Annotated in this window: 12 protein-coding genes; 4 read left to right on the top strand and 8 right to left on the bottom strand. The window is 65.8% G+C overall.

Going from position 1 to position 12283, the window contains the following annotated elements:
- Window positions 1-2 precede the first annotated feature (2 nt).
- Together IB278_RS20505 and ggt are read left to right on the top strand one after the other, a co-directional pair.
- Entirely contained in the window at window positions 3-992 is a 990-nt protein-coding gene (locus tag IB278_RS20505; RefSeq protein WP_145741832.1) for a Bug family tripartite tricarboxylate transporter substrate binding protein, read from the top strand.
- Window positions 993-1086: 94 nt separating this feature from the next.
- The gene (ggt, locus tag IB278_RS20500) at window positions 1087-2718 is read left to right on the top strand and encodes a gamma-glutamyltransferase (protein ID WP_192325095.1); all 1632 of its coding nucleotides are present in this window, start codon (window positions 1087-1089) and stop codon (window positions 2716-2718) included.
- 81 nt (window positions 2719-2799) lie between these two features.
- Here the strand turns inward: ggt and IB278_RS33880 are convergent, their stop codons facing one another.
- A complete protein-coding gene (locus tag IB278_RS33880) occupies window positions 2800-3015 on the bottom strand; it encodes a hypothetical protein (protein WP_186454134.1) in 216 nt (71 codons plus the stop codon).
- Window positions 3016-3242: 227 nt separating this feature from the next.
- Here IB278_RS33880 and xth point away from each other — a divergent pair, with 227 nt between their 5' ends.
- The gene (xth, locus tag IB278_RS20495) at window positions 3243-4028 is read left to right on the top strand and encodes an exodeoxyribonuclease III (protein WP_145741827.1); all 786 of its coding nucleotides are present in this window, start codon (window positions 3243-3245) and stop codon (window positions 4026-4028) included.
- Window positions 4029-4033: 5 nt separating this feature from the next.
- The gene (locus IB278_RS20490; RefSeq protein WP_225613031.1) at window positions 4034-4540 is read left to right on the top strand and encodes a hypothetical protein; all 507 of its coding nucleotides are present in this window, start codon (window positions 4034-4036) and stop codon (window positions 4538-4540) included.
- A gap of 131 nt (window positions 4541-4671) precedes the next feature.
- Here the strand turns inward: IB278_RS20490 and ntrC are convergent, their stop codons facing one another.
- The 7 genes from ntrC to IB278_RS20455 all read right to left on the bottom strand — a co-directional run bounded on the left by ntrC (window position 4672) and on the right by IB278_RS20455 (window position 12283).
- A complete protein-coding gene (ntrC, locus tag IB278_RS20485) occupies window positions 4672-6201 on the bottom strand; it encodes a nitrogen regulation protein NR(I) (protein ID WP_145741824.1) in 1530 nt (509 codons plus the stop codon).
- 23 nt (window positions 6202-6224) lie between these two features.
- Complete coding sequence (glnL, locus tag IB278_RS20480) at window positions 6225-7304, bottom strand: nitrogen regulation protein NR(II) (RefSeq protein WP_145741822.1); 1080 nt, start codon at window positions 7302-7304, stop codon at window positions 6225-6227.
- Window positions 7305-7308: 4 nt separating this feature from the next.
- Window positions 7309-7815 (bottom strand): hypothetical protein, encoded by a 507-nt coding sequence (locus IB278_RS20475; protein ID WP_145741820.1) that lies wholly within the window; start codon window positions 7813-7815, stop codon window positions 7309-7311.
- Between the two features lie 211 nt (window positions 7816-8026).
- Window positions 8027-9442: a type I glutamate--ammonia ligase gene (glnA, locus tag IB278_RS20470; protein WP_012746775.1), complete on the bottom strand. Its 1416-nt coding sequence runs from the start codon at window positions 9440-9442 to the stop codon at window positions 8027-8029.
- Between the two features lie 146 nt (window positions 9443-9588).
- Window positions 9589-10389: a competence/damage-inducible protein A gene (locus IB278_RS20465; protein WP_192325091.1), complete on the bottom strand. Its 801-nt coding sequence runs from the start codon at window positions 10387-10389 to the stop codon at window positions 9589-9591.
- On the bottom strand, window positions 10386-11270 hold the full coding sequence (locus tag IB278_RS20460) for an EI24 domain-containing protein (protein ID WP_145741817.1): 885 nt from the start codon (window positions 11268-11270) through the stop codon (window positions 10386-10388). Before IB278_RS20460 ends, IB278_RS20465 begins: the two co-directional genes overlap by 4 nt.
- 38 nt (window positions 11271-11308) lie before the next feature.
- A complete protein-coding gene (locus IB278_RS20455) occupies window positions 11309-12283 on the bottom strand; it encodes a sterol desaturase family protein (RefSeq protein ID WP_145741815.1) in 975 nt (324 codons plus the stop codon).

Raw genomic sequence — 12283 nt, 5'->3', positions numbered from 1 at the left:
CTGTGCCCAAAGCAATCACGAACGTCTGCAAGATCCTGATGGGCGCCGCGGTCGCGGCCGCCACGGCCACCGCCGCGTACGCGCAAGCCTCCTCCTACCCCAGCCGGCCTGTGCGCCTCGTCGTATCGCAGGCCCCGGGCGGCAGCAGCGACACGATCGCACGCATGTGGGCCGAACACGCAGGCAAGGCCATTGGCGCCACCATCGTGGTGGAGAACAAGCCCGGTGCGGGCGGCCTCATTGCCGCACAGAGCGCGCTGAATGCGCCCGCCGACGGCTACACCCTGCTATTGGGCAGCGTGTCGCTGATGGTGCTCAACCAATTCACCTACAAGCCGCTGCCCTACAACCCCGAGAAGGATTTTGTTGGCGTGACCATGCTGACCACGGTGCCGTTCGTGCTGTCCGCCAACCCGGCCACGGGCATCAAGACGCTCAAGGACCTGACGGAAAAAGCCAAGGCGGCGCCCGGCAAGCTGAACTTCGCCTCTGCCGGCCTGGGCAACTCGACCCATCTGGCGGTCGAGCTCGTGTCCAACGCCCTGGGCATTTCGATGACCCACATCCCCTACAAGGGGGAGGCCGACGGCATCCTGGCCACTATCGGCGGGCAGACCGAAGTGATGGCACCGGTGTATGGCACCGCCCTGCCCCACATCAAGAACCACAAGCTCAATCCGCTGGCGGTGTTGTCGCCGCAGCGCACCCCCGAACTGCCCGACGTGCCCACGCTGGGCGAGTTGGGTGTGAAGGGCTTTGACAACATGGGCTGGAGTGCCGTGGTGGCACGCGCCGGCACGCCGCCCGACATCGTGGAAAAGCTCAACAAGGCAACGGCTGCCTTCCACAAAAGCCCCGACGTTCAGGCCAAGCTCAAGAGCATGGGCGTGATTCCCATGTCCGGCCCTTCCGCGCTGGTCATGGAAACGGCGGCGCGCGACGCCAAGGCCTGGGGGCCCACGCTCGGGGCGCTGAATCTCAGCGCCAAGTGAGCCGGCGACCTGCGCAAGCGCCGCTTCCTTTTTTTCCCCATCTTCACCCCTTGCGGTATCGCCGATGCAGCAAGGAGTTCGTCAGCACAAAGTCATGAAAAAAGAAGCAATGGTGGTCTGTCCACAGCCGGAGGCCGCCGAATCCGGCATTGACATCCTGCGCGCAGGCGGCAACGCGGTGGATGCCGCCGTGGCCACCGCGCTGGCGCAAACGGTGGTCGATCCGCTGATGTGCGGCATCGCAGGTTTTGGCACCGCCGCCGTGTACCTACCCGGCGCCCAGGTGCACGAGTATTTCGACTTTCACTCGCCCGCGCCGCTGGCGGCCAGAGAAGACATGTGGGAGCGCCTGTTGGAGGGCGAAACCAGGGACGGCTTCGGCTTCATCCTCAAGGGGCGCGTCAACGACATCGGTCCCCAGTCCATCGGCACGCCGGCCACGCTCAAGGGCCTGGAGGCCATGCACCAGGCGCACGGCCGCCTGCCGTGGCGGCAGGTGGTGGAGCCCGCGATTCGCTGGGCCGCGGACGGCTACTTTGTCCGCCCCGGCATGCACGCCTTCTGGATCGACGAGCCCAGCATGGGCCGCGTCGGCAACCTGGAGCGACTGCAGTACTGCGAGGACAGCCGCCAGCTGTACTGCCGCCCCGACGGCCGTCCCAAGCCCATCGGTGCGCCGCTGCGCAACGAAGGCATGGCCGCCGTGCTGCGCCAGATTGCCGAAGAAGGCGCGCACCCGTTCTACCAGGGCGATCTGGCGCAAAAGATGGCGGCGCACCTGCAGTCGCTGGGCGCGCTGATCACGCTCGACGACCTGGCCCGATACCAGGTGCAGCGCAACCCGCCGCTGGTGGGCCGCTACCGCGACCGCACCATCGCCACCAACCAGCCCCCGGGCGGCGGCGCCATGCTGCTGGAGATGCTCAACATCCTCGAGCACTTCGATCTGGCGAGCCTGGAGCACAACAGCCCCGCCTACCTGCAGAGGGTGTGCGAGGCCATGAAAAAGGCGACGATCGACAAGGACTGCTGCATCGGCGACCCGAAATTCTTCGACGTGCCGCTGGATCGGTTGCTGTCCAAGGACACGGCCCGCGAAGTGGCCGAGCAGATCCGCGGTGGCCATCGCTTCAACGTGGAGCGCGTGAACCCCGGCGCGCCCGTGCCGCGCGACACCACCCACCTGAGCGTGGTGGACGCCGACGGCAACGCCGTCTCCCTGACCCACTCGCTGGCCATGCCCTCAGGCATCATCACCCCGGGCATGGGCTTCCTGTACAACGGCTGCATGGGCGTGTTCGACCCGCGCCCGGGCCGTGCAGGCAGCATCCAGCCAGGCAAGAGCCGCTTCACCTCGTCCTGTCCCACCATGACCTTCAAGGACGGCGAGCTCGACGTGGTGCTCGGCGCCCCCGGTGGCACGCAGATCGCCATGGGCGTGCTGCAGGTGCTGCTCAACGTGATCGACCACGGCATGGAGATGCAGACCGCCGTGTCGGCGCCTCGCTTCTCGTCCACCAGCAACTCCATCGACGTGTGCAATCGCATTCCGCGCTCCACCACGCGCGCGCTGGAAGCACAGGGCTATGCCATTGGCCGCAACCCGTACAACTACACCATCGGCTGGGTGCACGGCGTGCAGGTACAGGCCGATGGCCTGCACGGCGGCGCCGACCCCGGCCGCGATGGTGTGGCGTACCGGCTGCGCATGGATCCTGCGCACTGATCGGCCCGGTCCGAACTATTGTTGGGGCGCTGGAGGGGATTGAAGAGCCGCTGATTCCACCTCAAGGGCACGAGCGAACGGTCATTCAGCCACCCATGGAGGTAGCTGCTCCACCAGAAACTCGTACAGGCACTTGGCCGCTCTTGGCAACTCACGGTTCGCCCGCTCCGGCCACATCTCGGACGAAGGCAACTTCGGGAAGCCCTCCTCGGGCGTCAACACCCGCACGTCCGCCACAGGCCGAATCGCCGCTTCTTGGACCCCCGCCAGGCCCGCGAGAACGGAGGCCTTCAGCACCTCAGCGCCTGTAGCACCCAATGCTGACCCCAGTTATCCCCAAACTGCAGCTGCGTCCGCTACCCTGGGGGCCAGGGGAGATTCGAAGGCTTTTGCTAAGCTGGCTAACTCTGACCTGGTGGCGAAGGACAGTGAGGCACAAAATGGGTATGCCACCGCGTACAAGCCGAGTCCAGCGCCAAAAATAAACAAAAAATCCTTTCAGAATCAACAGCTTAGAATAATTCATGAAAATAGCTACCTGGAACGTCAACTCCCTCACTGCCCGCCTGCAGCATGTGCTCGATTGGCTGATCGCCAACCCGGTCGACGTGCTGTGCCTGCAGGAGCTCAAGATGAGCGACGACAAGTTCCCGCTCGACGTGCTCAAGTCGGCCGGCTATGAGGCCGCCGTGTTCGGCCAGAAAACCTACAACGGCGTCGCCATCCTGAGCCTCGCGCCGATGCGCGACGTGGCGCGGAACATCGGCGGCTTCACCGACGACCAGTCGCGTGTGATCGCGGCCACGGTCGAGACGCCCGCGGGTCCGCTGCGCATCGTGAACGGCTACTTCGTCAACGGGCAGGCGCCGGGCACCGACAAGTTCGAATACAAGATGGGCTGGCTGCGCGCGTTGCGCGAATGGCTGCGTGCGGAAATGGCGGCCCATCCAAACCTTGTGCTTCTGGGCGACTTCAACATCGCGCCGGAAGACCGCGACAGCTTCGACCCCGTGGGCCTGGCCGAAACCATCCATCACACGACCGAGGAGCGCGAGCATTTCAAGGCACTGCTCCAGCTGGGCCTGGTCGACAGCTTCCGCCTCTTCGAGCAGCCCGAAAAAAGCTTTTCGTGGTGGGACTACCGCATGCTGGGCTACCAGAAGAACCGCGGCCTGCGCATCGACCACATCCTGGTGAGCGAGCCGCTGGTGCCGCGCGCCAAGGGCTGCATCATCGACCGCGTGCCGCGCAAGTGGGAAAAGCCGAGCGACCACGCACCGGTGGTGCTCGATCTCGACCAGGGGATTTGATGACCATGACCATCCGCACCCTCACGATCATCGCAGCGGCGCTCGCGCTCGCTGCCTGTTCCGCGTTCAAGCCTGCGGACAAGGCCGACGACGGCAAGTCGCCCACCTCCGCCACCGACGAGGCGCCCGGCACAAGGGGCGACGTGCCCACCGTGCGACTGATCACCGCGCAGACGCCTGCCGTGCGGGCCTACCGCAAGACCGGCGCGCGCCAGATCTACAAGGCCTATCCGCAGCGCATCTACAAGGGAAAGATTCCCCCTCTGGTCTATGCGGTGGTGGTGGTCGAGACCGACCTCGATGCCGAAGGCAACGTCAAGAACGTCACGTTCAGTCGCGTGCCGAGCCATGCGCCCGAGGTGCCGGGCAAGATTGCGGAGCTCATCAAGGCGGCGTCCCCGCTGCCGAGCCCGGGGAGCCTGGGCGGTCACACGTATGTGGACACCTGGCTCTGGGACAAGAGCGGCAACTTCCAGCTTGACTCGCTGACACTGGGCCAGCGCAGCCGGTGAATAAGCTCGCCCCCAGTCTTCGCGCACTTCGTGTCGCTACGCCACCCCCTGCCGGGGGCAACACCAGCGGCCCGGCAAAGCCGGTTCCGCGGTGTTCCGTGGAAGGGGCCCCTCTCTATCTGTGAGGCAGCCTACTCGATCCCGAGTTCCTGGATCTTGCGGGTGATGGTGTTGCGGCCGATGCCCAGCTTCTGAGCGGCTTCGATCCGGCGGCCGCGGGTGTTGGCCAGCGCCGTGAGGATCAGCCGCGACTCGAAGCGGCGCGACAGCACATCCCAGACGTCGGTGCGCCCGGCCGCGAGCAGCGCCTGAGCTTCGATCTCCAGGCCGCTCTCCCAGCTGCTTGCGCCCACCAGGCCTTCAGTGGCTTCGGGTGCAGCGCCGCTCGCCGGTGCCGCTTCGCGTTCGAGCCCGGGCGATGGCTGCACCGCGGCTTGCACGGGTGCCGCCGCGGCGCTCGTTTCTGTGGCCTGTGCCGGCGCGCCGGCGGGCGCGGCCATGACCTCGGGCGGCAGGTCCTTGGCCTCGATCAGTTGGGCCGGCGCCATCACGGTCAGCCAATGGCAGATGTTCTCGAGCTGGCGCACGTTGCCCGGAAAGCTGAACGAAGCCAGCTTGGCCAGCGCCGCATCGGAAATGCGCTTGGGCTCCACGCCGAGCTGGCGCGCGCTCACCTGCAGGAAGTGGCGCGTGAGCGCCGGCACGTCTTCGCCGCGCTCGCGCAGCGCCGGCAGCCGCAGGCGAATCACGTTGAGGCGGTGGAACAGGTCTTCGCGAAAGCCGCCGAGCTTCACGCGTTGCTCGAGGTCCTGGTGCGTGGCCGCGATCACGCGCACGTTGGCCTTGACCGAGTTGTGGCCGCCCACGCGGTAGAAGTGCCCGTCGCTCAGCACGCGCAGCAGGCGCGTCTGCAGGTCGAAGGGCATGTCGCCGATCTCGTCGAGGAAGAGCGTGCCGCCCTCGGCCTGTTCGAAGCGCCCGCGCCGCATGGTCTGCGCGCCGGTAAAGGCACCGCGCTCGTGGCCGAAGAGTTCGCTCTCGAGCAGGTCCTTGGGAATGGCCGCGGTGTTGATGGCCACGAAGGGACCGTTGGCACGCGGCGAGTGCTTGTGCAGCGCGCGCGCCACCAGTTCCTTGCCCGAGCCCGATTCGCCGGTGATGAGCACCGTGACGTTGCTTTGCGAGAGCCGGCCGATGGCGCGGAACACGTCCTGCATGGCGGGCGCCTGGCCCAGCATTTCGGGCGCGGCGACCATGCGCTCCTCGGCCACTTCCTCGCGCTGGCTTTCATCCACGGCGCGGCGGATCAGCTCGACGGCGCGCGGCAGGTCGAAGGGCTTGGGCAGGTATTCGAAGGCACCACCCTGAAACGCCGAAACGGCGCTGTCGAGGTCCGAAAACGCCGTCATGATGATGACCGGCAGGCCGGGGTGCTTGGCCTTGATCTTGTCGAGCAGATCGAGCCCGGAACCGCCAGGCATGCGGATGTCGCTCACCAGGACCTGGGGGCCCTGCTGTTCGTCGTCGTCGGCGAGTTCGAGGGCGGCCAGCACCTCGCGCGCGTTGGTGAAGCTGCGCGTGGGCAGGTCTTCGCGCAAAAGGGCCTTCTCCAGCACGAAGCGGATCGATTGGTCGTCATCAACTATCCAGATCGGCTTCATGCATCTCCTTGTTGCCGTGGCTGCTAGGGCAGCGGAATCAATATCTTGAAATCGGTTCGGCCCGGGACGCTGTCGCACTCGATCACGCCGTGATGCTGTTGCACGAAAGTTTGTGCAAGCGTCAATCCAAGCCCTGTCCCGCCTTCCCTGCCCGAGACGAGCGGATAGAAGATGCGGTCCTTGATCGTGTCCGGCACACCCGGTCCATTGTCGATGACATGCAATTCCAGTGCCAATCGATACCACTGCTTGTTGAATATCACCTGCCTGGCGATGCGGGTCTTGAAAGTGATCTGCGCATCGCCCGCGGCGCGGCGCTCGGCCAGCGCCTGCGCCGCGTTGTGCACGATGTTGAGCGTGGCCTGGATGAGCTGCTCGCGGTCGCCGCGGAATTCGGGGATCGACACGTCGAAGTCGCGCTCGATGTGCAGGTCGCGCGGGAACTCCGCAAGAATGACCGAGCGCACGCGCTCGCAGACTTCGTGGATGTTCACGTCGCCCACCACGTGCGGGCGTCGATGCGGTGCCAGCAGCCGGTCGACCAGCGTCTGCAGCCGGTCGGCCTCGTGGATGATGACCTGCGTGTATTCGATGAGGTCGCGCGACTCGACCTCCATCTGCAGCAACTGCGCCGCGCCGCGAATGCCGCCGAGCGGGTTCTTGATCTCGTGCGCGAGATTGCGGATGAGTTCCTTGTTGGCCTGCGCCTGGTCGAGCAGGCGTTCCTCGCGGTCCTGGCGCACCTGCTGCTCGAGCGGCGACATCTCGATGATGAGCTCGCCCGGCTTGTCGCCCTGCGCCAGCGTGACTTGCACCGGCATCAGCTCGTGGTTGACGCGGCGCAGGAAGGCTTCATAACGCAGCGTGGCGAAGTCGTTGCTGCGCGCCCCGTCGATGGCGGTGCGAAGCACGTGCGGCTCGTGAAAGCAGGCACCGAACTGAGAGCCTTCGAGCGTGCGGCGCGACGTGCCCAGCGCGTCTTCGAGGGCGGCGTTGGCAAACAGCACCGAACCGTTGGTGCTGACCACCGCAATCAGCGTGGACAGCAGGTCGAAGGACTGAAAGCGCGGAGTGGCGCCGGACGCCTTCTTCCCGAACGCCATGGCCCTACTGCTTGGCCGGCAGGCGGCCGAGTTCGCGGCGGATGCCCGCGATGTCGCTCTCGTTGCGCGCCAGTTCGGCTTTCATTTCAGCCACGCGGTCGAGGTACTTCTGGTAGTTGCGGCCTTCGCTGCCCTGCTTCTCGGGCTCGCCGTTGTTGTATTCCTTCTTGAGCTCCGCCTGGCGGGCCTCGGCCTTCTTGAGTTCGGCTTCGAGCACCGAGCGGGCTTCACCGTCGCGTGCGCGCTGGTCGACGCCCTCGACGCGCGGACTGCCCGCGGGCGCACGGGAAGCTGCCGGCGCCGAGTTGCCGCCGGCCGAACCACCGCCCGATGGCTTGGTGCCCTGCACCACCGTGACGTTGCCGCCTTCCATGACCTTGCAGCCCTTTTGCTGGGCGATGGTCGAGTTGTTGGTGTATTCATTGCCGCAGCGCCACACGCGCTCCTGGGCGAGCACGGGCAAGGCGGCCAGCAATGAACCGGCCAGGAAAATGAGAGAAGCAGTCTTCATGAGAATCGATCTTGGCGCGACAAAGGTGCATTTTCCTGCAATTCGACGCCACTGGTGACAAGATGTTCCGCGCCAAGCAAAAAGGACGGCCAAGCCGTCCTTTTCGAGTTCATTCCAGCAACACCGCGGAACCGGCTCTGCCGGGCCGCCGGTGTTGCCCCCTCGAGGGGGAGGCGGCGACACGAAGTGCGCCGCTTCGGGGGTGGGCCAATTACAGCGAGTAGTACATGTCGAACTCGACCGGATGGGTCGCCATGCGGAAGCGCGTGACTTCCTGCATCTTCAGTTCGATGTAGGCATCGATGTAGGCATCGGTGAACACGCCGCCCTTGGTCAGGAACGCACGGTCCTTGTCGAGGTATTCCAGGGCCTGGTCGAGGCTGTGGCACACGGTCGGGATCAGCGCGTCTTCTTCCGGCGGCAGATGGTAGAGGTCCTTGCTGGCAGCTTCGCCCGGGTGGATCTTGTTTTCCACGCCGTCGAGGCCGGCCATCAGGAGCGCCGCGAAACCGAGGTACGGGTTCATCAGCGGATCGGGGAAGCGTGCTTCGACGCGGCGGCCCTTCGGGTTGGCCACGAACGGGATGCGGATCGAGGCCGAGCGGTTCTTGGCCGAGTAGGCCAGCTTCACCGGGGCTTCGAAGCCGGGCACCAGGCGCTTGTAGCTGTTGGTGCCGGGGTTCGTGATGGCGTTCAGGGCACGGGCGTGCTTGATGATGCCGCCGATGTAGTGCAGCGCGAAGTCCGACAGGCCTGCATAGCCGTCGCCGGCGAACAGGTTCTTGCCGTCCTTCCAGACCGACTGGTGCACGTGCATGCCCGAGCCGTTGTCGCCGACGATGGGCTTGGGCATGAAGGTGGCGGTCTTGCCGTAGGCGTGGGCCACGTTGTGGATCACGTACTTCTGCAGCTGGACCCAGTCGGCGCGCTGCACCAGCGTGCTGAACTTGGTGCCCAGTTCCATCTGGCCGGCATTGGCCACTTCATGGTGATGCACTTCGACCGGGATGCCGAGCGATTCGAGCACCAGGCACATTTCCGAGCGCATGTCCTGGAAGCTGTCGACCGGGGGAACCGGGAAGTAGCCGCCCTTGACCGCGGGACGGTGGCCGGTGTTGCCGTGCTCGTATTCCTTGTCGGTGTTCCACGAGGCTTCTTCGGAGTCGATCTTCACGAAGCAGCCCGACATGTCGTTCTTCCAGCGCACGCCGTCGAACACGAAGAATTCGGGTTCCGGACCGAAGTAGGCGGTGTCGCCCAGGCCCGAGGCCTTCATGTAGGCCTCAGCACGCTTGGCGAGCGAACGCGGATCGCGCTCGTAGGCCTTGCCGTCGGCGGGGTCGATCACGTCGCAGGTCAGGATCAGCGTCGTTTCTTCGAAGAAGGGATCGATGTTGGCGGTGTTCGGGTCGGGCATGAGCTGCATGTCCGAAGCCTCGATTCCCTTCCAGCCAGCGATGGACGAGCCGTCGAAAGCATGGCCCGAAGTGAATTTGTCTTCATCGAAAGCCGAGACGGGCACGGTCACGTGCTGCTCTTTGCCGCGGGTGTCGGTGAAGCGGAAGTCGATGAACTTGACCTCGTTTTCCTTGACGAGCTTGAGTACATCGGCGACGGTCTTTGCCATCAGTTTCTCCTGAGTTGGATGGTGGTTAGGAATACAGGGACGGAGGATGCAGTTTCTATGCCATTGTCGCCGCTCGTCGAGAGCCTTCCGCAGCGGCCGCAAACCCCAAAAAAAGGCGAAAAGTCACCAAATTGGTGCAATAAAAACTACCGCACCAATTCCGGGCCAAGCCTCGCATCATAGGCGTGCAGGCCCTCGATCAGTTGTGCGTAGGCGGCATCCAGGTGAACTGGATCGCCCTTCACGCCGAGTTCGATGTGGCGGCCGTACTGCGGATGGTCGACGCTCGGCAGGCTGAACACCTTGATGCCGGCATGCGCCGCTTCGATCGCCTGCATCAGCGGGGTGAGCGTTGCTTCCATGGCGCCAAAGACGATGACCGACTTCTCGGCCGACTTGCCGCTGGAAAACATGTGCGCATAGCGGCTGTCGAGCACCGACTCGATCATGGGCCAGGCCATCACCGGAAAGCCCGGCACGAAATGGACGTGCTCGACGCTGAAACCCGGAATCTTGTTGTACGGGTTGCGGATGATCGTGGCGCCCTTCGGGAACACACCCATGTTGAGGCGGTGAATGTTGTCGGGCCGGTCGGGCTCGTAGGCAATGCCCTGCTCGCGCGCGGTGTCCTGCATGCGCTCGCGGATCAGCAGTTCCGCCTCGGGATGCAGCTCCAGCGGCACCCCCAGGGCCTGCGCGGCGCATTGCCGCGTGTGGTCGTCCGGCGTGGCGCCGATGCCGCCGGTCGAGAAGACGATGTCGCCCGAGCCGAAGGCGCGGCCGAGCGCGGCGGTGATGCGCGCGGGCACGTCGCCCACGTATTCGGCCCAGCCGAGTTGCAGGCCGCGCGCGGCGAGCAGTTCGATGACCTTGGGCATGTGCTTGTCGGCACGCTTGCCGGAAAGGATTTCGTCGCCGACGACGATCAGACCGAATGCGCGGGTCATGGGGATTTCCAATGGGAGAGAAGGGCCTGATCGGCCTCGGCCGCGGGTAGGCCGTCGGTTGGGCCGGATGGAGCGTCGGAGGCGCCGCGCTGCGCGCGCAATTGCGCCAGGGCATCGAGGCAGTAATGGCCGAACCAGAGCGCCGAGAACGCGAACACCAGCGTGTAGATCCAGATCGCGAGCGGCACCAGCACGAAGAAGGCGGCGGCAAACAGCAGGCCGGAGGCCCAGACGATGCTGGGCGCCGCGCCCAGGTAGCCGCACAGCACCCCGATGCACAGCAGCGGCAGCCGGTGCGCGCGCAGCAGCGCGGCACGCTCTTCAGGGCTTGCGTGCTCGGCCAGCGCGTCGAAGCTCATCACGCGGTAGGTGAGCCAGCCCCAGATCAGCGGCGGCAGGATCAGCACGAGCGGCGGAATGAGCCAGAGCGGCATCGAGACCACGAGCGCGAGCAACGCCAGCAGCGTCAGGCCGAGCGAGCGCGCAACGCTGCCGAAGAAGGACGCGCCTTTCTTGCGTTCGAGCGCAGGAAAGCGGCGGTGCGCCACCAGCGCGGTGAGCGGGCCCGCCATGAGCCCGGCCACGATCAGCAGCGAAACCACCACGATCACCGGCGTGGCGGCAAACACCACCACCAGCGGCGCCAGCACGGCCGTGACGTCGCCCGAGAAGAGCCGCCCGATCCAGCTCCAGAAGCTCGACAGCAGCGGCCAGGCGTCGAGCGCGTCGCGGGTCCAGGCGACGGTCGCGTCCCAGTAGAAATAGCCGAAGCCTGCGGCCAGCAGCACCATCAGGCCCAGCGGCAGCAGCGACAGCACGATCACGCGCGGCAGCATGCAATAGGCGACCGCGCGCCAGAAGGAATCGAGGAGCAGGCGCATTGGGTGCGAGGATAACCGGGCCGGTTCGGGACCGGCGCTCAGCCGCGGCCGGCCATCCGCTTGAGCCCGAGCCACTGCTGGGCCCAGAAGCCGCGCCCGTAGTCGCGCACGCGGCCGTCCGCGCCGGGCTCGACCTGGTCGCGAATGCCGGTGGGGTCGTAGCGCTCCTCGAAGTTCGCGGTGCGAAAAAGCATGTCCCACCACGGCAGCAAGACGCCGAAATTGCACCCGCCCAGCGTATGCGCACCCCGCGATTCGTGGCCCAGCCCGATGCTGTGGTGCAGCCGGTGGAAGCGCGGGCTGATCCACAGCCGCTCGCCGATGGCGCCGAAACCGAGCCTGAGGTTGGCGTGCTGCAGGCTTTCGCTGAGCTGCGTGAACGCCACGAACGCAATGAACTGCCCCGGCGCCACGCCGATCAACTGCGCGACGATGACGATGAGCGTGTCGTGGACGATGTCGTCGAGCAGGTGGTTGCGGTCATCGCTCCACATCGTCATCTGGCGCTGCGAATGGTGCAGCGAATGCAGGCCCCACCACCACCTGAACTGGTGCTGGCCGCGGTGGATCCAGTAGCCCACGAAGTCGAGCACCACGAGATAGATCGCAAAGGCCACCCACGGCACGTCGGTCACGCCGGGCCAGGCCTCGTCGAGGTGGAAGGTGCCCCAGCCCGCGGTACGCACGAAGCCGATGGCCTCGTCGAAGAGCGGCTCGAGCGTGAAGAACATCGCGAGCCGGAACAGGCCCAACCGATGGATCAGCGTGTAGAGCACGTCGATGCGGATCGCGCGGCGGTCGGTGACCGGCTCGACGGCGCGCCAGCGCTGCAGCGGCCCGATGACCGCGAGCAGCACCACGACCTGGATCAACCCGACCAGCAGCCAGCCGGTGGCGTCGAAGGCATCCTCGGTCCAGCCGCCCAGGCCCACCGCAAACACCAGCGGCTGGACCAGCGCCTCGAAGAACCAGCCCTGCAGCGCGGAAAAAGCGTCCGTCAACCAATCCGTCAT

The sequence above is a fragment of the Variovorax sp. VRV01 genome, assembly GCF_014852545.1.
Lineage (GTDB): Bacteria > Pseudomonadota > Gammaproteobacteria > Burkholderiales > Burkholderiaceae_C > Variovorax > Variovorax beijingensis_A.
This window is presented reverse-complemented; position numbering and strand designations above follow the sequence as displayed.